At 53.5% G+C, this 20,956-nt stretch carries 27 protein-coding genes; 6 read left to right on the top strand and 21 right to left on the bottom strand.

What is annotated here, in order from left to right; genetic code table 11:
* Positions 1–2 precede the first annotated feature (2 nt).
* The 3 genes from trpC to ACT3RQ_RS12655 are packed head-to-tail and all read right to left on the bottom strand — an operon-like array spanning position 3 to position 2,462.
* Positions 3–806 (bottom strand): indole-3-glycerol phosphate synthase TrpC, encoded by an 804-nt coding sequence (trpC, locus tag ACT3RQ_RS12665; protein WP_444680599.1) that lies wholly within the window; start codon positions 804–806, stop codon positions 3–5.
* 9 nt (positions 807–815) lie between these two features.
* The gene (gene trpD, locus ACT3RQ_RS12660) at positions 816–1,835 is read right to left on the bottom strand and encodes an anthranilate phosphoribosyltransferase (protein ID WP_172117095.1); all 1,020 of its coding nucleotides are present in this window, start codon (positions 1,833–1,835) and stop codon (positions 816–818) included.
* Between the two features lie 36 nt (positions 1,836–1,871).
* Positions 1,872–2,462, bottom strand: coding sequence for an anthranilate synthase component II (locus ACT3RQ_RS12655; protein ID WP_444680598.1), 591 nt, complete (start codon positions 2,460–2,462; stop codon positions 1,872–1,874).
* A 332-nt stretch (positions 2,463–2,794) separates the two neighbouring features.
* Between ACT3RQ_RS12655 and ACT3RQ_RS12650 the strand changes: the two genes are divergently transcribed.
* The 4 genes from ACT3RQ_RS12650 to ACT3RQ_RS12635 all read left to right on the top strand — a co-directional run bounded on the left by ACT3RQ_RS12650 (position 2,795) and on the right by ACT3RQ_RS12635 (position 4,240).
* Entirely contained in the window at positions 2,795–3,292 is a 498-nt protein-coding gene (locus ACT3RQ_RS12650) for a hypothetical protein (protein ID WP_444680597.1), read from the top strand.
* Positions 3,293–3,520: 228 nt separating this feature from the next.
* Positions 3,521–3,754: a DUF1654 domain-containing protein gene (locus ACT3RQ_RS12645; RefSeq protein ID WP_444640744.1), complete on the top strand. Its 234-nt coding sequence runs from the start codon at positions 3,521–3,523 to the stop codon at positions 3,752–3,754.
* The gene (locus tag ACT3RQ_RS12640; protein ID WP_444640742.1) at positions 3,751–3,951 is read left to right on the top strand and encodes a hypothetical protein; all 201 of its coding nucleotides are present in this window, start codon (positions 3,751–3,753) and stop codon (positions 3,949–3,951) included. Before ACT3RQ_RS12645 ends, ACT3RQ_RS12640 begins: the two co-directional genes overlap by 4 nt.
* 7 nt (positions 3,952–3,958) lie before the next feature.
* Positions 3,959–4,240 carry a hypothetical protein gene (locus ACT3RQ_RS12635; protein WP_444640740.1) on the top strand — a complete coding sequence of 94 codons (282 nt, stop codon included), beginning with the start codon at positions 3,959–3,961 and terminating at the stop codon, positions 4,238–4,240.
* Positions 4,241–4,446: 206 nt separating this feature from the next.
* Here the strand turns inward: ACT3RQ_RS12635 and ACT3RQ_RS12630 are convergent, their stop codons facing one another.
* Genes ACT3RQ_RS12630 through ACT3RQ_RS12620 form a run of 3 tightly spaced genes read right to left on the bottom strand, consistent with a single transcriptional unit; the run spans position 4,447 to position 8,045 of the window.
* Complete coding sequence (locus tag ACT3RQ_RS12630; RefSeq protein ID WP_444640739.1) at positions 4,447–7,146, bottom strand: host specificity factor TipJ family phage tail protein; 2,700 nt, start codon at positions 7,144–7,146, stop codon at positions 4,447–4,449.
* A complete protein-coding gene (locus ACT3RQ_RS12625; protein ID WP_444640737.1) occupies positions 7,143–7,538 on the bottom strand; it encodes a hypothetical protein in 396 nt (131 codons plus the stop codon). Before ACT3RQ_RS12625 ends, ACT3RQ_RS12630 begins: the two co-directional genes overlap by 4 nt.
* A gap of 9 nt (positions 7,539–7,547) precedes the next feature.
* Entirely contained in the window at positions 7,548–8,045 is a 498-nt protein-coding gene (locus tag ACT3RQ_RS12620) for a DUF1833 family protein (RefSeq protein ID WP_444640735.1), read from the bottom strand.
* 292 nt (positions 8,046–8,337) lie between these two features.
* Here ACT3RQ_RS12620 and ACT3RQ_RS12615 point away from each other — a divergent pair, with 292 nt between their 5' ends.
* Complete coding sequence (locus ACT3RQ_RS12615) at positions 8,338–9,657, top strand: acylphosphatase (RefSeq protein ID WP_444640733.1); 1,320 nt, start codon at positions 8,338–8,340, stop codon at positions 9,655–9,657.
* A gap of 51 nt (positions 9,658–9,708) precedes the next feature.
* Here the strand turns inward: ACT3RQ_RS12615 and ACT3RQ_RS12610 are convergent, their stop codons facing one another.
* The 3 genes from ACT3RQ_RS12610 to ACT3RQ_RS12600 all read right to left on the bottom strand — a co-directional run bounded on the left by ACT3RQ_RS12610 (position 9,709) and on the right by ACT3RQ_RS12600 (position 12,833).
* Complete coding sequence (locus ACT3RQ_RS12610) at positions 9,709–10,488, bottom strand: hypothetical protein (protein WP_444680596.1); 780 nt, start codon at positions 10,486–10,488, stop codon at positions 9,709–9,711.
* Entirely contained in the window at positions 10,481–12,286 is a 1,806-nt protein-coding gene (locus ACT3RQ_RS12605; RefSeq protein WP_444680595.1) for a DUF2817 domain-containing protein, read from the bottom strand. Before ACT3RQ_RS12605 ends, ACT3RQ_RS12610 begins: the two co-directional genes overlap by 8 nt.
* Before the next feature lie 61 nt (positions 12,287–12,347).
* Positions 12,348–12,833 carry a hypothetical protein gene (locus ACT3RQ_RS12600; protein ID WP_444640727.1) on the bottom strand — a complete coding sequence of 162 codons (486 nt, stop codon included), beginning with the start codon at positions 12,831–12,833 and terminating at the stop codon, positions 12,348–12,350.
* Positions 12,834–12,902: 69 nt separating this feature from the next.
* On the opposite strand from ACT3RQ_RS12600, the gene ACT3RQ_RS12595 reads away from it, so the two are divergent.
* The gene (locus ACT3RQ_RS12595; RefSeq protein WP_444640725.1) at positions 12,903–13,127 is read left to right on the top strand and encodes a hypothetical protein; all 225 of its coding nucleotides are present in this window, start codon (positions 12,903–12,905) and stop codon (positions 13,125–13,127) included.
* An 11-nt stretch (positions 13,128–13,138) separates the two neighbouring features.
* Here ACT3RQ_RS12595 and ACT3RQ_RS12590 read toward each other — a convergent pair whose 3' ends face one another.
* From ACT3RQ_RS12590 to ACT3RQ_RS12535, 12 genes are all read right to left on the bottom strand, one after another.
* Positions 13,139–15,739, bottom strand: a complete 2,601-nt coding sequence (locus tag ACT3RQ_RS12590; RefSeq protein WP_444640723.1) for a hypothetical protein — start codon at positions 15,737–15,739, stop codon at positions 13,139–13,141.
* Positions 15,740–15,800: 61 nt separating this feature from the next.
* Positions 15,801–16,211: a hypothetical protein gene (locus tag ACT3RQ_RS12585; protein ID WP_444640721.1), complete on the bottom strand. Its 411-nt coding sequence runs from the start codon at positions 16,209–16,211 to the stop codon at positions 15,801–15,803.
* A gap of 154 nt (positions 16,212–16,365) precedes the next feature.
* Positions 16,366–17,319, bottom strand: coding sequence for a phage antirepressor N-terminal domain-containing protein (locus ACT3RQ_RS12580; RefSeq protein ID WP_444640719.1), 954 nt, complete (start codon positions 17,317–17,319; stop codon positions 16,366–16,368).
* A gap of 324 nt (positions 17,320–17,643) precedes the next feature.
* Positions 17,644–17,808, bottom strand: coding sequence for a hypothetical protein (locus ACT3RQ_RS12575; protein ID WP_444640748.1), 165 nt, complete (start codon positions 17,806–17,808; stop codon positions 17,644–17,646).
* Between the two features lie 32 nt (positions 17,809–17,840).
* Complete coding sequence (locus ACT3RQ_RS12570; protein WP_444640717.1) at positions 17,841–18,296, bottom strand: phage tail assembly chaperone family protein, TAC; 456 nt, start codon at positions 18,294–18,296, stop codon at positions 17,841–17,843.
* Positions 18,293–18,805: a phage tail tube protein gene (locus ACT3RQ_RS12565; RefSeq protein ID WP_444640715.1), complete on the bottom strand. Its 513-nt coding sequence runs from the start codon at positions 18,803–18,805 to the stop codon at positions 18,293–18,295. Before ACT3RQ_RS12565 ends, ACT3RQ_RS12570 begins: the two co-directional genes overlap by 4 nt.
* A gap of 17 nt (positions 18,806–18,822) precedes the next feature.
* Entirely contained in the window at positions 18,823–19,185 is a 363-nt protein-coding gene (gp17, locus tag ACT3RQ_RS12560; protein WP_444640713.1) for a tail completion protein gp17, read from the bottom strand.
* A 3-nt stretch (positions 19,186–19,188) separates the two neighbouring features.
* The gene (locus ACT3RQ_RS12555; protein ID WP_444640711.1) at positions 19,189–19,752 is read right to left on the bottom strand and encodes an HK97-gp10 family putative phage morphogenesis protein; all 564 of its coding nucleotides are present in this window, start codon (positions 19,750–19,752) and stop codon (positions 19,189–19,191) included.
* Positions 19,745–19,963 carry a hypothetical protein gene (locus tag ACT3RQ_RS12550; protein WP_442351895.1) on the bottom strand — a complete coding sequence of 73 codons (219 nt, stop codon included), beginning with the start codon at positions 19,961–19,963 and terminating at the stop codon, positions 19,745–19,747. The genes ACT3RQ_RS12555 and ACT3RQ_RS12550 overlap by 8 nt, the downstream gene beginning before the upstream one ends.
* On the bottom strand, positions 19,956–20,300 hold the full coding sequence (locus ACT3RQ_RS12545) for a phage head closure protein (protein ID WP_444640708.1): 345 nt from the start codon (positions 20,298–20,300) through the stop codon (positions 19,956–19,958). Before ACT3RQ_RS12545 ends, ACT3RQ_RS12550 begins: the two co-directional genes overlap by 8 nt.
* Before the next feature lie 6 nt (positions 20,301–20,306).
* On the bottom strand, positions 20,307–20,633 hold the full coding sequence (locus tag ACT3RQ_RS12540; RefSeq protein ID WP_444640706.1) for a head-tail connector protein: 327 nt from the start codon (positions 20,631–20,633) through the stop codon (positions 20,307–20,309).
* Between the two features lie 21 nt (positions 20,634–20,654).
* The gene (locus ACT3RQ_RS12535; RefSeq protein WP_444640704.1) at positions 20,655–20,930 is read right to left on the bottom strand and encodes a hypothetical protein; all 276 of its coding nucleotides are present in this window, start codon (positions 20,928–20,930) and stop codon (positions 20,655–20,657) included.
* Positions 20,931–20,956: the final 26 nt, after the last annotated feature.

Raw genomic sequence — 20,956 nt, 5'->3', positions numbered from 1 at the left:
GCTTAGAAGAACAGCTTTTTAAGCGCCAGGCCAGGGTCGGCTTGGCGCATAAAAGCCTCCCCAACCAAAAAACCATTAACGTGGTGATCCCGCATTAACTGAACATCCGCCTGAGTATGGATACCCGACTCAGTAATAACGGTTACGTTTTCAGGAATATGCGCCAGTAAATCCAGCGTCGTGTTGAGGCTGGTATCGAACGTGTGCAGGTTACGGTTGTTAATGCCTACCAACGCCAAATCAAGCTTAAGCGCACGCGTTAGCTCATCGGCATCATGGACTTCTACCAACACATCCATTCCCAGTTGATTGGCCTGCTGATGCAAGTCAAGCAGCCTGGCATCATCCAGTGCGGCGACAATCAGCAAAATACAGTCGGCTCCAATGGCGCGTGCTTCAGAGACCTGGTAACCGTGGGTAATAAAGTCTTTGCGAATAACCGGCAGCTCGCAGACGTCCCGCGAGACGATCAAATAGTCTTCATGCCCCTGGAAAAAGTCCGCATCGGTTAGTACGGACAAGCAGGCCGCACCGCCTTGAGCGTAGCTTTTGGCGATATCCGCCGGATGAAACTCTTCTCGAATGACGCCTTTGGAGGGCGACGCCTTTTTAACTTCGGCAATAATCGCCGGGTCACCGACCGCAATACGCTGATTAAGCGCGTTGATGAACCCGCGCGGATCACTCTGCTGCTTGGCAAGCGCGAGCAAATACGTCTCGGATACCGCCTGCTGGCGCTCGGCGACTTCCTGATCCTTGCGGGCAAGAATTCGCGTCAAAATAGTGGGTGTTGCCTGTTGGTTCATAGCGGTCACTTACTCTTTGAAAACGCTGGTGAAGTGTGAAAGCTCTCTGAGCTTCTCAAGCGGCAGTTTAGACCCCTGAGCATCCTGAGCGATCAGAACGCCCTCTTTCAGGCTGTCAGCCACACCCGCACAGTAAAGGGCGGCACCTGCGTTCAAGGCCACCATGTCGGATGCGGGGCCTTCACCGCTCAATGCCGCCTTTACCAACCGCAGGCTATCTTCTGCGTTAGCGGCCTTCAGCGTTGCCAGGCTCTGGCGCTCAATGCCAAACGCTTCAGGGGAAACCGTGTACTGAGTAATCTCGCCCTCTTTAAGCTCCGCCACTTGCGTAGAAGCTGCCAGCGATATTTCGTCCAAACCATCTTCTGAATGAACCACCATGACATGGCGGCTGCCCAGCTTTTTAAGCACTTCAGCCATCAGCGGCACCAGTTCTGGCGAGTACACACCGACCACCTGATTGGGCGCCCCTGCAGGGTTAGTCAGCGGGCCCAGAATATTGAAGAGCGTGCGCACGCCCATCTCACGGCGCGGGCCAATGGCATAACGCATCGCCGGGTGGTGATTCGGCGCAAACATAAAGCCAACCCCCACCTGCTCAATACAACGGGCGACCTGCTGAGGCTTAAGATCAAGGTAAATACCGGCAATATCAAAAAGATCGGCGCTGCCGGAAGACGACGATACGCTGCGATTACCGTGCTTTGCGACATGCGCACCCGCCGCTGCAGCCACAAAGCTGGACGCGGTGGATACGTTAAATAGATTAGCGCCATCGCCGCCGGTACCCACGATATCCACGACGTTCTCAGCGTTTAGCTCAACACGACGCATTAAATCGCGCATGACCTGGGCGGCAGCGCTAATTTCCACCGCGCTCTCCCCTTTCATGGCAAGCCCGACCAATAAGCCGCCTACTTGAGCATCGGACGCTTCACCCGTCATTATCTGGCGCATCAGGGCATGCATAACGTCAAAAGGGAGGTCTTCACGGTGTATCACCGCATTAATTGCATCTCGCATTTGCATGAACAGAGGAGCCTCTAAAGCGTGTGAACCAGGCAATCAGCCACGTTTTAAAAAATTTGCCAATAGCTCATGGCCTTGGCGAGTCAGTATTGATTCAGGGTGAAATTGCACCCCTTCTACATCCAGTGTGCTATGGCGCAGTCCCATGATCAAACCAGGCGTCACATCATTGTCTGTTGTCCAGGCCGTTATTTCCAGGCAGTTGGGGAGCGTTTCCCTTTCCACCACTAACGAGTGATAACGGGTTACTTCGAGGGGGTTATCCAACCCGTCAAAAACGCCCTGATGGGTATGTAAAACAGCCGATGTTTTACCATGCATCACCTGGGGTGCACGGACCACCCGAGCACCGTATACCTGACCAATCGCCTGATGCCCCAAACAAACACCCAATATAGGCAGTTTACCGGCAAAGTGACGAATAGCGGCCATTGAAATCCCCGATTCGTTGGGCGTGCATGGCCCCGGGGAAATAACCAGATGCGTAGGCGCCAGGGCTTCAATCTGTTCAAGGGTAATGGCATCGTTTCGATGCGTTACCACCTCTGCACCCAATTCATTCAAGTATTGGACAATGTTAAAAGTGAAGCTGTCGTAATTGTCCAACATAACAACTTTTTTACTCATAACTGCCTGATTATATTCACTCATGCTTACAATTCATAGATTCGTTACCCAGCATGTTACCCAGATCGGTTTTTTTGGGCAGCTATTCGATAAATGATTGTACAGTCGCTGGCAAATATCCGCCACGAACAAGACATTGGACATGGGATTATGAGTGCAAAGCAGTATCAACCACGGTCGCGCCTGCCATGCGGCCTCCCGGCTAGACCTTCGGCCTCCTGCCGTCTTATGCTTACATTCTTTATATTGGTTGCAGACAGTCAGCAACCAAACCGCAACCATGCGTTGCTACTAATCAGAGCATACCTAATACCCAGCAGGAGTCTTGCACCATGGCTGAACTAAGCTTGAACATTGCCGATGTCGCGGCCGTGATCGCTGCAATAGCAACTTCTATAGCAGCACTTGCAGCCTTCCGCTCTGCGAGATCTGCAAAGCACGCTGTTGACGTGCACAGAGAAAGCGAGAAAAGTAGATTAGAGCTTCAGAAAAAAGAGGTCCTAATTCAGCGGTTTCAACTCTTACTTGCCGACTTTGCCGAGATAAGCGCACTTGCCCATGAAGAGCACAGCCAAGAAAGGGGCATACAGTTAAGGCATTTAGATATGCAAATTCGTCGTCACTGTTCGGTAATATCCTACCTCTCATCAAATATAGGGGAGAAGTTGCAAGAGTGGAGAACTGAAGAAGTCGGCGGATACTGTAATGCCCAGCTCTTATCGCATATTTTAGGAAGTTTGAACGCTGGTATTGGTAACAAGCATAAGGATTTTTTTGAACATAAATCCAAGGGCTTGCTAAGAATCCAAGAACTAATTTTCAGCCTGTAACTACCACAGCGGATTTTGAATCCGCTTCGGCAATTCCAGCGGGCCGCGCTTGCACCGGGCTTCGCTAGAAAATCAGCCTCTTACCTTTTTACTATGCTTACACACAGCACATTGGTCGCACACAGTCTGCGACCAAATTGCGACCAGTCCCCTAGATTTTTGTAGCCTCCCCTGACTATACTCCGCACCTACCACTGTATATTTCAACAGTTAAATAATGAGGTGCTTATGTCAGCGAAAACCTACCAAGCTCTGGTTGACCGAGTGAAGCGCCAGATAAACAGCCCTAGTGCACAAGATAAATGCTGTGTTGAGATCCAGCGCCAGCCTGATGACAGTGATGAGGATTGGGCGCACCTGCTAGACGACCTTGGCACAGTTGAAAACGTGACAATGATTCCTCTCGATGACGCAGCCGAGTCTGTACGACTGCGCTGGAATCCAGAAGAGTCGATGGCATGAAGGACAACACCAGCGCTATGCAGAAAATTATCAGCCGCCACATGGAAGCGGCATTTGATGAAATGCACCAAACGCTTGGGGAGACACCAACTGACATTCAGATAGTTATCATGGAGGCGTACCGGGATAACGGCACGGATTCCGACGGCATTTATCAAGGGTGCAAAGTCACCACCTCTTGCCGCACCATCGAATAACGACGCAATGGACTACAAAGCAACCTTATGGCGCAAGAGCATGGAGCGGCGCGGCTGGCGGCGCTTCGGCAAATACATGCTGCCGCGATGCATGATTGAGTACCACATCATCCACCGGAGCCAGCTATATAGCGGTCGATGTTATACAACGTCATTGCCCGGCGACCCGAGTCAGCCCGGTACTACTGCTTATGTGATCCAGCGGCGTGACATGATGACTGAGGGCGTATGGCGGCGCACACGTGACGATGCGCCGGTAGGGCAGATTGTGAGGCCGCTACCTTATTAAATACGCCATCCCTGGCAGCTCGAGTCCGTTCGAGCGACTCCGAGTGACACATGCGACATGCTATTGCGGCGAGCTTGGCGTCACTCTTCCTACAATAGCTGTTCAAGCGGCGCGCGCATGTAGGAAATGTGCTTTGATTTTGTAGGCTTTTGCTTACATCAGGAACAAAAGAACCGCTCACATTCCTGCAGGCAGCAGCCTTCCATCTACGGATGCGCATCATCGTACTGATACACCCGCTCGTCATAGCCCTCAGCCTCTGCGCTGACGTTACTCATGCCCGACGGTTTAATACTGTTGATCAACACATGCTCCACTCTGCCAAACACCAGGTGCGGGGGTTCCTTTGTCGGATCGACAACCGGTACCGGATCATCACCCATCAACGCAATCACGTGATAATCATCATCACCACGTAGCACGCGATATGGCCCTTGTGACTCTCCCTCCGGGTTGCGCCAGTAAATAACGTGCTGCTCAATGCTGCCCCATTTCAGCACCTCGTTTACCTGTAAATGCACACCGTCCTCATCCACCGCCACACGTTCAATCAATGCCGACTGAGCGCGGCTGGGGATAGGCCCTACGACGGGAACGTAGTCGCCCTTGCTGCTATTCAGCAGGTCGGTAGGCGTGCCCCACGTGTAGCTCTTCCTTACATGCAGGTGACGCATTAAGCGGCGCATACCGTGCCGCCACGCGCGCACCTCGTCCGGCACCCCTTCCACACGTATCGTTTCAATCCGCTGAGGCGGGTCATCGGAAATACGGCATGGCACAGTCTCAATTACACCAGTGATTGCACTTTTATATTCCACGTCCACCGCATCGTAGTCATCCGGCCTCACCGCCCTAACGGTTTTCGTCAGCAGTGCGTCCGCTCGCATGTTCTGCGGGCTATACATGTGCCCCAGCTGGGAGCGGGGCTCATCACGCACCGGCGTTAGCACCTCGTCCCACGTTAACTGAGCCCATACCGCTGCCAGTGCGCGTTCCAGCACTGCCTTTACCGTGTCGTCGCCGTCATTGTTATAGTCGAAGGTATCCCCCCTGGCTGCTGTTATATTGTCAATCCGCTGCATGGCCTCCATGTTGATTTCATCGTCTGAAACCCCTGATTGATTGGCGGCATTGCGTACAAAATCAATCGCTGATCGCGTTGGCCCTACAGTGCCATCCATGCGCTTGAGTATTGCCGTCGGCACGCACGTAATCCGGTTTTCACTCTGCGCCGCGATCGCATCACTGCCGACGATCGTCATTGCCAGTACCGTAATGTCGTCGTAGCGATCCGGGCTTTCAGAAAGCCGCGAGCTCAGCCCTGTCCAGTGCAGCTCCTCAAGCGCGGCCACGTCAGTGTTCTCGGGATTCATCCGACGCAATCGGCACTCCACTGCCGTGGGCGTATCAAAATCGACACCGAGGGTGAAACCCAACTGGTCACGCGATGCGCCCCACAGCTCCTGCCCCATCCACTGCCACTCCTCAGTGCCGATTTCACGCCACTGCAACTCAACCCATTGCCCGTTGTAGTCCACGCCATTTTCGTGGGCATAGCCCAGTCCACGTACTGCCAGCACTTGGGCCTCTATGCGGTTAATCAGCGTGCCTGCTTTCTGCGCAGGGAACGGCCCTAGCCACTCGCTTTGCGCATAGCTACTGTCTACAAAAATATTCCAGCGATCACGATATACCCAGGCGTTCCAGCCCAGCCAGGTTGCGTCTACGTTGTTATCAGCCAGTAATTTCTCGACCACGATGCTGCTCTGGCTACGCGACACGATGCGGTACCGCGCGCCCGCTTTATCTATCGTCAGTTGATAAACGCCCCCGGTGGGATCAGTGACGGGGGTAAGGTCCGGATAGCTCAGCGTTAGAGCATTACTGCTCACGCTGTGTACGATGTAATCACCGTTCAGCGCATCGCCATGAATTACCACGGCATCGCCCACGGCTAGACCCAAGTCGTCATACGACCCTGCCAGTACAGCGCGGCTATCCTCCGGGGCCGGGGGCTGTAGTTCTATTTGGCGCGGTACGCGCACATTGAGCAGCAGGCCCGGCTCCCAATCGCTGGGGAATTCATGCTCCCCCGTAAGGCTAATTTGATTGCCATCGACATTGATCGAAGGGGCTGTTAACCGCTCAGTGATATGGAATACGCTTTTGAGCTTTAGCCCCGCCTGCCCATTACTGGCCGCGCCCACTTCTGGCGCGTTGTACCAGAGCTGATTAGCAGAATGGCCTGTGATGCTCTCACCCGGCTGAAATACCTGCCAATGTACGTCATCCCCAAACGCGGTTACTGGCGTTTCAGCGATACGGATTTGCGAGGCAGGCAGCAGGCACGACCCCCATGTGACGCACAGCAGTATGTCCACTGCCTTGGTTCGTGGGTCAATAAAGTAAGAGTGAGGTGGTGCCAAATAGTACGGCGCTAACTTGACTTGCCCGGCCACTTGATTGATGACGCCATTCAAGCGCGGGCGATTTATCGTCGTGCTCGGGTCATTAATTTGTGAGCCCTGCTCGATGCCGCCATTCGCGTTGGGCGTTGGGACCGATGGCATCAGCCAACTAAACACTCCGCTGAACAGGTCCACCACCGCACTGAACAGCGAGCCGACTGCACTGACGACCGAGCGCTGAGGATTTGCATAGATGTGAACTACCGACACCTGATCGAGCATCACGCCAGCATAGTCATTCGGCAGCACCACATTCCCACGCGCCCCTTCCAGCTCTATCTCCCACGGGGTGAATTCGGGGTTCTCTGCATACGTGGGCACGGCATTGAACAGCCACTCCTGCAGCGAGCCGCCAGCCACGTCCTGCGTTCTAATGGGCTGCGTCGCCACACCGTTTATTTCGCGAAATAGTGACGGGTATAAACGAATCTCGCTCACGTAAAATACTCCACTCTGGTAAATTCACGGCTGAATGAGCGCACCGATTGCCAGCGGACACCTACATCCACAGTGCACTCCATCACCCCCGACAGGCCGTTGAGAGGCACCACGACGCCACAGTGCAGTGCAAGCTCACCCGTCCAGCACACCGCCATTGCGCCCGCTTGCACTCCGCACGGCTGTAGACCCTGGCACACTTCGCGCAGCGAACGGTTCACACGGCGGGCGTCATCGGTGGCCACGCCCTCATAGCTGGGCAGCGTGGGCAACCCGTATTGCTCGGCGCGCACAGCGCGTAAGAATCCGTAACAATCAAATAACCGAATGCCGCCCACACGCTCACCCCTCCCGCCGCTTTTGTAGCGGGCGTTTCGGTACTCATCGAGCATTGGGATTCCTTAAACGAAGAGGGCTACGCCGGGGTATTTGTTAGCGGTAAAACGGCCCAGCAAAAAGCGCCGAAACAGCAGATCGCGATGTCGGCACCGCACCTGCAGCGTGCCATCAGGCTGGAATGTTGGCTCATCAACAACCATTCGCAGCGGGCGCCGCGCCGGCGCAATGAGGTTGTTGGATGCATACATGCGCAGCGTGAGGTAGATAATCGCGCTAGCATCCAGCGCCTGATCGACCAGATCTTCCGCATCCGCATTGGCGCCACCCAGCGCAAACCCCAGCTTTTGCTGCCCGCTGTCATCACTAGCGGGCAGCGCAAGATCAAGCGGCGAGCCCAGGTACTCATGCCGCTGACCATCCTCATGCCCTAGCACTATGTCGTCCCAGCCGGGGATATTACGGATCGCCGTCTCCCACGCCGAGCACGTCAGCTCAACCGCGGGGATACGATAGATCGTCGGGTCGTGACCGCTGAGCAGTTGGGCGAGTACATCGTTCATTCGCGACTCACTATCAGTTGTGCAGAGGCGCTCACGAGCACATTGCTCCATGTCGAGCGCGGTATCAAGAGCCGCCCAGAATAAACGACTAACCCCGCCGTAGCGGGGTTATAGCCGTGCTTTTTCAGCCATTTTTGCACTGTGATTTTCATAGTAGCCTCAGATTTTAGGCACACAAAAAAACCGCTCAGGGCGGTGGTGGGGTTCGTAATTCTTGGCACCTGATCAGCTCGCTCAGCACGCTAAAAGCAGTTAAGATGCGCTGATTGAAAAACAACTGGATCATATGCGAATGGACAGCATCAACAAAGACTCTTCAATTCTCACAAAGCCGTTTTCTTTTGACAGAAAACATCCGTTTTACAAGCTTCTAGGGAAAAAAGACATACTCCTCAGAAGGGCATTGTTTCAAAAAAATATCATGATTGAATTTTTTACAGATGCGGACGGCAAACCCACGCGATGGGCTGCACAGGGGAAAGACAAAGCCATCGTTTTTAAGAGCACGATGCCTGCTCACTCATCGCTGAAAGCGGTAAAAATCACAAAAAACAAAATCAAAACCAAGGAGCTGCTGGATACCAACGACGTAAGAACGCCGAAAGGCATTACGCTAAAGTCATCAGAAATTGAGAAAGCACACGCATGGTTCGACACCCTCGTTACAAAAAAGGCGGTCGTGAAACCAATTTCAGGCTCCGGCGGTAAAGGCATTACGTCATCGATTACAAATAAAGAACAACTTAGCCAAGCATTAGAGAGTATCCATCCCTCTACAGCCGTACTTGAAGAGCATATAGACGGTCACGATCACCGAATTTTGGTGGCTGGTGGAAATGTCATTGCCGCCATGCGCCGCTGGCCAGCTCACATAATTGGCAATGGGAAATCAACAGTAAAAGAGTTAGTGGATGAGAAAAACAAAGAGCGTGCTAAAAATCCCTATGACGGTAGGTATTTATTAAATTTAACACCAGAAATTATCGCGCGCCTTCAAAAAATCAATATGACACCCGACACAATTTTATCTGTAGACCAGCGCGTTGATTTACAAACAATTGCTAACATTGGTGCAGGAGGCGAAGGCGAAGATGTAACGTCCATTATTCATCCCGACTTTGTTGAAATTGCACGCAAAAGCTGGGAAGCGTTTGATAATCTTGAGTGCTGCGGCGTGGACCTCATAGTAGAGGACATCTCAAAACCTGCAGCATCGCAGAGCTATTCAGTGATAGAAATGAATGCCAACTGCGATATACCAATTCATCACTGGCCTACAATCGGTGAGCCATTAGATGTTGCAGCAGCTATTGCTGATTACTATTTCCCGAACGATAAAAAAGAACTGGATCACTGCGCCAAGATCATAATCTCAGGCAAAGTGCAAAAAGTTAATTTTCGCCGCTGGATCGCTAAGCAAGCGCTTATTTATGGCGTAACAGGCTATTGTAAAAACTCCTCGAATAATATCGAAGCATTGTTTCAAGGAAGCAAAACGGCTGTCGATGCGGTAGTTAGACTCTGTGCAAATGGCCCTGAAAAAGCCTTGGTTGAAAAAATTACATATATAGATGCAAAAGAAAAAGCATCTTCAATATTTGAAATACAATAGTAAAATTAATCTTCGCCCAACGCGTTCGCGTTGGGCGAAGAGACAGCATGCTTAACTAATACCATATTTCTGCTTTAAGAAATTGACAATCGACGCTCGGCGTCCGGCGTTTTTCTCTTTAGATAAATCTAGGTTATAAAGACCACTAATCCCTCCTCGGCAATGTCCGTTTGCGAACCAGAGGCTATCTGTAGGCGCGACCTCATACGTGAGCGGTCGTTTATCATCAGGGTTTTCAGCAACAAGATCCCCTCCGTCAAATATTTTTAAACCATATTCTATGCTAAATGTAATCTCGACTAGCGATGGAATAGAGCGGCTAGCAAAATCAATATCCGCTGAAATCCGTTGATTTGAGCTACCTTGCTCATAAACGCGCAGCGCACTCAAAACACTACGTGGCCAGCCAATACTCAGATGCAGTTCACCCTCTCCCTCAGCTCCCACGTTTGATACTAAATAACCTGCATTGATACCGTCTTCGCGAGGCTCAGGCTTTACGACTGCAAAAACAGTCCACTCATTTTTATTGATGCGCGGACGAGTGCGAATACCGATGCGGCGATCGGTGTCACCCACGAACCACGGCAGCCCGTTAAAATTGCGGATAGGGTCGGGAGAACCCCCGCCGAAAGGTTCGATTGTCCGATGGTCAGCAGCTTTAGCGCGGTTGCGCGCTGTCAGAGCGGATGCATCAGCATAAGCTGGATCGAGTAGTATCTCGCGTCCAGGGACGTTGCCGAACGCACGTCCTTCGGGTGTAGTTACGACACGACGTAAGCCATTCGTGTTCTCAAGTTCAATGTTTTGATTTAATGTGTAGTTAGTCATCGCCATTTCCCTCTTCATCAGGAGCTTCATTAATTACAAAATTATTACTTCGTTTAATGCGTTCTTTATCAAATAATTCATAAACAAGATTAAATAGACAGTTACGCGCATGCACGTGCAGCTGAGTTATATTCCCACCTAACTGGCTAGGGCTTTCAACTAAAAATCCTGGAATTCCAAACTCTTCTTCTGCGTGCAAAACCATCGAGCCGTTAAAATGAGAGCTAATAGCACCCACAGGCTCATTTCCTTGGGGAACAAATGGCATCAGCCTTTTAATATCAGCAATCGTTTTATTGACCGCGTTTAAACCAACACCAACATTATTCGCACCTTCTGTACCTACCCACACTAAGCGCTCGCCACCCGTTTGGAATTGAAACATCCGATGGTGGTCAATAAATGCAATTGCATCTGTATGTTCCGACATAAATTGCATTAAAGACTGAGTTTCAGCCTCTGAAGCTGGCGATGGGCCGCTGGCCGTAGTTCCAGGCCAACGCGTAGGAAAGTTTCGATTTAAATCAATATTATTGTGATTTCTGCGAGTCCGTGCACTAAAACCACTAGGATTGGTGACGGGTAGATATAAAAATTCTACGCCCCATCGCAAATCATCTAGCCTGTCTATCTCTCGCCACTGGCGACACAATTCCTCGAAAAACGCTTGGTTGCCTGGAATAACATGCTGCTCAATACCGTGCAGACCCCCGCTAACGATAATCTTAGGTCGCTCGACACTCTCTTGCGGGTAGGAATTACCCTGCTCTAAAACAACATAATCAGCGGATCGGAAACGGTAGCACATAATTTCCTCGCCTAACCCATCCTGCCCAATGCTAAACGAACTAACGTAGTCGGGAAACTCAGACATTAAAGCATCTAGCGCATCATAAACGCTTTGTGTTGTAGGAAACTGAGTTGTTGCCGATTGTTTGTAAGCGCTGGAATAATCGCGCTTGACGGAAACTGACTCACGATTAATCCACGCGGCACCGTCATCGATAATCTGATCTGTTTTATTTAATTCAGCGAAATCTACATCACTCCCCCCGCCCACAATCGTTTTACCGCTCGCATCCATAGCGCGATATATATACCCGTTTTTATCTACCCAGGCATATTCAGATGTTTCAACATCATCGTTAAAAAACTCACCCATAAAAGGGATTATCGGCTGAAGATTATAATCAACTGATAAAATCGGGATGCGGTTTTTATCGCAGATTGAGTAAAGAGCAATATCGTTATCATCGTTGTAAAACTCTTGACGTGTGACAATTATTAGATGCCCGTCCGCCCCCCACTCAGCTAAATTGTTGCCGCTTTTATCAGCGATTGAATACAGCGTATGCTGCTCATCATCGTTACAAAACTCTCCAGCCGAGTCACTGGTACGCCCTGATATTAATAGCGCCGCATTCGATGCAGCCGCAACACCTTCCACAAACTCCGCTGACGGATCGTCTTTAATATGCTCGCTCTCACTCGCTGAGATACGGCGATAGAGCGACCGCGTCACATTGGGGTTTGGCGAGACAGCGTAGTAATACCAACCGTCCTCAGCGGCAGCACGGCCTTCGGCCTCGCTTGGAAATATCTGCCCCCCGGCAATCAGCAGTCCAAGGCGCTCGTTCTGCATCGCCTCCCACGTCATTTTTTCTTCACCGAAACGGTCGGTAAACTTGTCCTCTTTGGAGTGCATGCCGAGATCCAGCAGTTTGCTATTAACCTCTCGCACACGCGGGTCAGTGCTGCCCAACGGTTCGCTGGCAGGGTCAAAGGGTGGTAGGGCCATAGGGTTTTCTCCGGGCACAAAAAACCGCCCGTGGGCGGTAATTGAGAATGTTGGTAGCGGGTTAGCGGATTGGCTTGGGCCAGTGCTTGTTCATCGTGTAATCAAACAAGTCGCTGTACAGAATCTCTTCTGGGTACTGCATGTCCTCGGCAGTCACGATCGGAGGCTTAGGAATTAATAGCTCCACGCTAAATTCCCATATCCGCCCTTCTCCGCCTCTCGATTCAGGCAGCGGCGTAGGACCGTCATAGAGTTCCAGGAACTCTACGTTTTCACACCACTGCACACCCAACGGGCTCAGCAACCGCATGTTGAACGGAAGCACACCACTGTTCAGCGTGTGCCAGTAGAAGCCCTCAAACACCTGGGCAAAGCGCGGACGCATACGAAAGCGAACAGAAGCGGTGGTAGGTCCGGGGCCGTGCAATATTTCTTTGCGCGGCCTGCCGTTTCCCAGTGGCGTGCGCAGCACGTTGTCGGTGTGTTGCAGCCCGTAGCCCTGCCGAAACGGGCGCGGCAGGCCTTCCGGGTAGTTGATGTCTGCCATTAGGTCGCCCCATACATAGATTTGTCTGCTAGTCTCATAAGCTCAATCCACTTAAATAGAGCATCAATAATGGAAATTTCAGTAGGCGCATATAACCCAGACGAAGCGCTGGCACCGGTAAACGTTACTTTTTGGGATGAATACGATGGCACCAATTTTGACGTTCAATGCCACTTGCGTGTCCCAAATGTCGATTCACGCATTGAGCTATACAACTCCGCTAAAGCAGCAGCACTGCCTCGTCTAAAGAAAATAGTTGAAGAGCTTGAAAAGCACTTGCAGGAGAGCCCGTAAGGTTAGGCCGCCTAGCGAGGCTGCCGCCCCCACCCCAAAAAATGCTGCCCTGCTTTTGTTACCTTGCCGTCGCTCGCCATATCCTCGATTAGGGAGGCCTTAACAATGTCAATTGTTAACCCGCCGCCCTCTTCGCGACGCGCTGAAACGTTAGCGCTGGTGTGGTTATTGATGCTGACATTAAGGCCCCCGCTATCCCCCGGCCTATTCATCTGGCTTTCAACTCGCGCCAAGGCCGCGTCGGTGTGTGCCAGCGTGTCATCCATTTTGGCGCTGGTTTCAGCAGTGCTAACGCGCTCACCTTTTTCAAGCCAGTAAGAGCCCGTGGCGGGCAGGCTGTCCCACCCATCGTGCGCCATACCGATATTGCCTATCGCCGCTGCTTGCCCAACCTGAACGGCTGCGGCAGCCGCACCAGCAGCAGGCGCCAGCACAGGACCCACATAGGGAATGCCTACCGTCGCATCAAACGCCTTTGAGTACGACGACGGCACATTCATCAATGCCTTGCCCACTGCGAACGCCTTTTCCGTAGCGAATAGAGCGCGATAGATACCGCTTTGCTCACCAGCAAATGCGCTCGCCAGCCCGGCAAGATCACCGAAGGTGCTCTCGGCAGCGGCCAGCTGCGCTATCTGCCGGGCCTTCTCGATTCGCATCAGCTCGTTTTGATGTTCCTCGTGCAGGGCGCGCTCTTGGGCGTCCCATTGCGAGGTAAGGTCGGCACGTTCTTCACGGTACTGCGCCAGCATTTCCAGCTGAGTGTCGTACCACTCCTGTAGTTCTTCCTCGGCTTCGTCGATTTTATTTAACTCACCGAAGGCGCCGCCAATGGAGGCATCCAGGCCACCGTATTCCGGGGCATCAGAAAAACCTGCGGCAGCGATCTTGGCGGCCACATCTGCGTACTCTTCGCCCGCGACGTTGGCGGCATCGAGTACGGCGAGGCGGGCGGCTACTTGGTCTGTAAGCCGCTCCTCAGTTGTGCGTAAGGATTGAAGAAGGCTTTCATAGTCCGAAGCCGCTTGTTCGCTGGCTTCATACGCGGACACGGCTTCAAGCGCGGTGCGAGCAGCGGCAAGCTGTGCTTCGCTCGCGCCCTCTTGAGCCAGCTTGTATAGCACCAGGTCGTCTTCGGCCATGCCGAGCGTAGAGGCCTGCAACTGAAGTGCGGCTACTTGATCATTGATGGCGTCTCTTGCTCGCTTGCTTCCGCTGGCCTGGTCCTCTGTGGTTTGGGTCGTTTCGCGCGTCGTCTTCCCAAGCTTGGCCAGCTTTTCATCTATCTCGGTGACCGAACCACCCGCCGCCTCAATCGCGTTACGGGTCGTCATTAGCTCTACTTGAAGATCATGCAAAGCCTGTTGTGATTCGCTTCGCTGCCCCATACCAAAAGCTTGTTGACCGCCCATGGCCTCCCATTGCCGCTGCTCTTCCTGCACGATTTCGCGCTGGTTGGAAACGGCCAATGCCAGCGTGGATTGGCGGAATTGCTGAAACTGACGCTCAGCCTCAAGCATGGCCTTGGCGTTCTTGAGGGCCGCTTCCGAGTTGGCATCCAGCGCGCTGGTCATGTCGTCAACGCGGTCAGTCGCCGACTGTATCTTGGGCGACACCAGGCCTAGCTCTTCGCGAAAGGTGTAGATAGCGCCCACGGCCGCGCCCGCCACCGTGACCAGCGCCCCTAGGGGGTTGGCGCGGATGGAGGCGTTGAACGCCCACTGCGCGATAGTAGCCGCGTTCACGACCACCCGGTAGGTAACGTAAGCCCCGGCGGCGCCTGCCACACCTACCGCTATACCTTTCAGCACCTCAAGCTGTAGATCGTAATCCCCCGCGTGGAACGCCTTGGTAACCGTGTTAATGGAGTCGGCCATATCATTGAGGGCAGGCGCCAGGCGAACCGCTACCACATTGCCCATCGCTTCCGACGACAGGCCGATTCTGGCAATCGCATCGTTGGCCTCTTCAATGGCGGCGGCATCCACCATGGAGACAGAAAGCCCGTAGTCCTCGATCTCTTGGCGGGCGCCGCGAATGGCGTCCCCACCCTTCATGAACAACTCGGTTGCGCCTTTCTGCTCAAACCCTAACTGCTGTAAATGGCGCGCCGCTTCTTGCGAAGACATGCCGGTATCGCGAATGCGGTCAGCTATATAACCCAGCCGCTGATCAACATCCATTTCCTGCATGGCTTTCAGGTCAAGGTTTAGCCGTTGCACGGTTTTTAGCGCAGGGCCGCCGCTCATTTCCACAGCACCCAAGCGGCGATTCATCCGATTAAGCGATGCCTCCATGCCATCCAGCCCGGAGTCCGACGCGGCCATGTTGACCGCGCGCAGGCCATCAATGGTGCCGTCCAGCGAGCGCGCCATCTTGGCGTTTGCATCGATAGTGTCCATATTGGACTTGGCATACGCGTAAAGCCCGACGGCGGCGGCGGTGCCAGCGGCGGCTATGGTCGCAATACCGGCGGCGGCCTTCTTGGCATCCTTCTCCATCTGGCGCATTTGACGCTGCGTGTCTCGCTGCGCCTTATCCATGGGGCCGGTAAAGTTGCCGGTCTTCAGCACCATATCCAGAGTCAAGCTACCGAGCGAGCGAACCGACATACTTTTCTCCAGGCGTAAAAAAACCCGCCGAAGCGGGTTAATGGAAATATTGTGTTGGGCGTTAAAGATCGCAGGTGAATTCTACTATTGAGTTATCAACGTTCATTCTGCGAGTTTTTTGCCATAAATAAACCCTGTCTGCGGTGTATGCAAAGCGATTGTAACCAATGTAGCCACCGTAACTATTTTTGGCATTCACCTCTCCGCACACAGCTATAAGAGGCCCATCTTCTGCTACAGAAATACCGTGCACATCTCGGAAGTTTGCGGAATCAGGATCTTTCAAAGCGCCTCGAACAGCGGCCTGCGCCTCTTCTATCTGATTTTCGTCAATCTCAATCCGCACATTTGTGACAGAAGGAGAGGAGTCCGACGCCTGGTAGCTTGAGTTTGAATTGCTATGGTTAGCTGTATTAGCGCACCCGGCAATTAAAGACGATAGCAAAGCTGCCAAAATTATATTTTTTTTCATTCCCTTACCCTTTTGTAGATGAAATTAGGAAAGGTCAGAAAGCTATTGCCTTTAGTCAAGAAGCAAATACGCCCCGCTGAGCTAACCCAGCAGGGAACGTATCGCACTTGGCTAAGTTTGACTAGGCTATCTTAGGCGAATTTACTGACGTCACTTATGAGTGAGCCGTGACCGCCATGCTATTGGAGCGGCCCATCAGTCTTTCCATATCGCGGCGAAGGGACTCGCCCTCCCCAATATAGTGGCGCATGGCGAGCACTTCGGCTTCGCAGCAACCCACATCAAACCCCGCCTTTTTAAGCTGACTGAGTAAGCGAAGCGTGGGCGATGGGGCGCTTTCACCATAGAGGTGGTGTGCTTTTACCCAGCGGCGACTGGGGTAAATCGTGGGAATCTCGTTCGACCAATCGCTGCGTAGCTGGGGGTTTATTTCAGGCCATGCCTCCATGGGGTAGTGAATGGCCGGTTGCGGTTCTGGTTCAGGCAGTGCGTGGCGACTGATGTAGTCGCCTTCGATGATCTTGGCGCTTTCCCGCTCGATACTGTCCTGAACAAACATCATCGCGCGGTCGAGCTGCTCAGGGCTGGCGTCTTCGATATGCGCCAGCCCCAGGTAACCGTTCACCAGTTTCCACATGCCTGCGTAGTCGGCGCTTTCACCTTGAGCACTGCGTAGGTTGGCAAGGGTGCGCACAGCACGATTAAGAGGCTTTCGATCCTCTATGCTGGTAAAGCGTGGATTCTCGGAACCACCTTTTTGCCAGTAGTCGCTTAATACCTCGAAGCACTCTTCTTGGTACTCAATAAGCTTGTCGCGCACTTCAGGCTTTACACGCGCAGCATCTACACCAAACAGCCATCCATTAAGCTTACTAAGTGGCAAAGTCAAAACCTTCTGAAGGCCGCCTTTTGAAGGTGCGGTTATCATAACCGCACCCTTGGATAACACGGGATTACGCTTAATTCGCTGACGCTGGCCGTGCCACTCTAAACCGATAGAGTCACAGATGGGCTTCATTGCAACGCGCACGATCCCAGCAACATTAAATGTCGGGATGTGGGCGCCGTGGAAATTGATAGAAATAGGTGATGCGGTAAGTGTTGCCATGATGTAGATCCTCGTTCTTGAGTGAGAATCCGCCAACACTGCGACCATTCAGATGGTGGCGGACTGCGCGAGGTTGGTCGACCGGTGAACAAGGGAACCGGCACACCCGAAGGTGTCCCCACGCAGCCCGCCATAACAGGCATAAAAAAAGCGCTGTTAAGCGCTGATGCTGCGCCTTGTTCAAATCGAGCGACCAAACCCGAGCCACTGATTTTGCAGCGGCAAGGGAATGTTGGCCCAAGAAGGCGCAGGCGTCAAGCTGCCTGCATATTATGTGGGCATTGCATGAAGTTCTAAACCCGTGCAATGGGGGTGTATGGATAATCAGCCCCAAGCCTCCTTGGCATGCTCCATCGTCACTTCGGGCTGATCGGCGTGTGGCATGAAGTCATTGGTTTTGAAAGCAGCCACTCCCTGCTTGCGATTCATGTTGGCTTGCTGGGTAACGATCAACGCGGCGGCACGCTCGACACGCATGCCAACGTGCAGCGAGCCGCGCTTTTTGCGATACGCTAACCAGCTCAGGTATTCGGGGTAGCTGATGCGCTCTTGGGCTTCCGCGATCGTCCGGCCGCCGATGCCCGCAAGGACGAGCTCGTGCCAGACTTCGTCTTCGTCGTCGAGCTCGTCGGGCGCTTTCCCAGGCCGCTGACGTCAGAGATCACCCGCAACAGCTCGTTGGTCAGTTCGACGCTGAGCGGGCCGCGCTCTTCGTCGGCAGTGCCGATGACGTCTTCGACAGTGAACACCGGGGCGCCGTCGTCGCCCACAATGCAGTGGGCGATACGGGCGGCCATCACGTCGCCCTGGGCGTGCACGGCCTGAATATCGCTTTTGGCCGTGGCGTAGGAAAGCGGGAGCACGTTCACGGTAGCGGTGAATTCCTGGCCTTCGTGCTTCCACTTGATGCCTTTCTCTACCGGCTTGCGTGCTACAAAGCCGCCATGGGCGGCTAGGGTTTCAATAGATAGCTTCATGCGTCATCACCTGGCGCTGAGGAGGTTTTGGGAATCCAGCGACCCCGGCCGCTACGCTGGAGCGCGCCCGCAACGGTGACGTTGGCGTTAAGCTGGAAGTCGAAAGGGAAGTCAGAGGCATAGGCGCGGCAGGTATACCAGGTGCGTGTCTCTGGCAACGTGACGGTGTCACCTGAAACGCTGGGAATTGCCGTTTGCTTTCCATCTTCATCGATAGGGCCGTCGCTCCAACCCACAAACCAGTCAATCGTCGGTGTTGAACCGCCCTCTGCCATTTCCTGAAGAATCAGGTGTGATGGCTCGTTAGGGTCGGCGTTAATCGATAGACTGCCCTGCCCCGGCTGCGCTAGCCCGGCGCTGTACTGCATCGCTTCGGTTTCTTCCAGGTCGGTATCGTCGATCTGGGTCTTTGGGCTTGCGCCGGGGTTAAACGCGGTACAGCGTTTCAGGCGCACGATCTCACCAGAATCCGGGTGGCGGAAAAATACGCTTGTGCCTTTGGTCAGCATTGTGGGGTTCCTCGCTTTCAGGTTGGGTAATACCAGCTAATGTCGAAATTAGTGGTCTTCAATTTGGTGGCCGCTTCTGTGCTGGTACCACCCAGTCGTTCGATATAACAGTGAGGCTCAAGAGCGCGGCGGAACGCGCCCAATACGGCGTTAACGTCGGCGACGCTATCGGCGTATATGTCGATCTGGATGTCCCAGTCGTCCACGTCGGGTGGATCATCCAGATAGTTTTCGGGCAAGCCGTTGAGCACCTGGTAGGTGGCATACGGCTTGGCGACGTTTTCCGGCGCGTCACCGAACGGAAACAGCCGGGTGGGGTTAACGCCCAGCAACGCAGTGACCCCCGCGTTAGCGGCGCAGACTCGAAACAAAGGGGGCATGGGTTAGGCTCCGGCTTCTCGGGCTTGCTTGCGCAGGGCGCGGTCAAGCGACCTGTTGTATTGGGTGATAAATTCGTCGGTCGCGGCCTGGATGCTTTCGCTCAGCGAGCGGCGCATGAACGGTTGAGCCGGGGCCGGGCCGACCTCCTTACCAAAGAACTCACCGGCTTGAGGGTTAGCTAGGATGCCATCACCCTGAGCGCGGATAGCGCCCCGACCAAACTCAATCTGGCGCCAGTGCCGGGTATCGCCACCCGGTAGGCCGGAGAATGCTTCCGCCTTTCTCCTCCCCCCCGCGCCACCCATGACACCCACACGAAACACCAGATCACCGGTTTGCCGGAATTCCTTCGGTGAGAATCGGACCGCAATGTTGGCAGATATGTCCTCGGCGCTGACGGGGTCATCAATTTTCTGCGCGTTTTCCTTGGCCTTGTCGCGAATCAGGTTTGCCGCCTTACGCATGGCAAAACGGCCGCCCTTGCGCCGTAGGTCGAAGTTGATGTTATCCATGCGAGCGAGTAGCGGCTCAAGGCCATCTAAGTTGAGAACAACTGGATCAGTCATAAAAAACCACTTCGATCGTGCCGCGCAGGCGCTTAGACAAGGCTCGCTTTCGATGCTTATCTATCTTTACAGCTCCGTCTTTATCCGTGCTGTAAACGTCCGCGATGCCACGCTTTGTATCTGCATAAAAGCAACGCTCTAGTCTTTTGCCATTCAGCAGAAAGTAGCGGCGGCCTCGCCCATCTTCACGAGTGTGGATATGGTCAGCCATCATTCACGCCCTCGCTGTATGGCAGGGTTAGATATTCCCGCCCGCTGTCTTTATCCGGCAGCACGCCTTCGATGTTGTAGATGTACCGGCCCTTGCGAACCCGCATCGTGCTATCGATGCCCAAGCGCTCGCCCGCGTTGAAGCGCATCACCAGTTGCCCCTTAACCTCTGACTGCGCAGCGTTGGCGGCGATGAAGCCACGCACGCTAAGCGGCTCGATGGCCATCCAGGCTTTGCCGACTTCTTCCCAGCCCGGCACCATGGCGCCGCTGTCGGGGTCTTGCTCGTTGGCTGGGCGCTCGACGGTGCAGCGGTGGCGGAGTGTGCCGGCTTTCATAGGACCTCACACGTTGAAATATTGATAAGGCCCAATAAGGGAATTCACGGCCATCGGTAGTTCGCTAGAGATTGAGCCAACAATGACTGCACCGCGATTTTCGTACCAATGATTGATCAGTAAGAGCATGGCGGTGGTGATGTCGTCATCGAGAACCAGCGCTCTTTCGTCACCGTCCGCTGGTATTTCATTTGTGGTGGCGTATAGCTTCCGGCCTGTCTTGTTTTCGATCAGGCGGCGGGCCGCTGTTGAGTAGGTTTCCAGCAGCGGCTCCTCTTCCGTTTCATCCTGCTCGATACGGCACTGCTGCTTGATGATTTCAATATCTAACATGGTCGGCACCGAGCAGGCTGTTTACTTCTTGGCGGTTGCTTTAGCTGCCTTTGCGGGCGGCTCATTGAGGGCCGCATTGGCCTCTTTCTTGGCGGCAGCTGCAGCTTCTGCTTTTACTGCGGCTTCTTTCTCAAGCTCTGCTTTTTCTTTATCGCTTAACCGCGTGGCTACTTTGAGTTGATCGACAGCCACGACTGCACAGCGCTCAGGCACTTCATGCACCCCTTTGCTGTAGTCGATAACTTCCTTGCCATCGGGCGACCACGGAAATGGCTTGATTACGTTAATTGTGGGCATGGGCTCCTCCAGCCTGAACAAAGCAG

It is taken from the genome of Halomonas sp. AOP43-D1-4, assembly GCF_052446175.1.
Lineage (GTDB): Bacteria > Pseudomonadota > Gammaproteobacteria > Pseudomonadales > Halomonadaceae > Vreelandella > Vreelandella citrativorans.
Note: the sequence above shows the minus strand (reverse complement) of the source record. Positions and strands in the feature narration are given on the sequence as shown.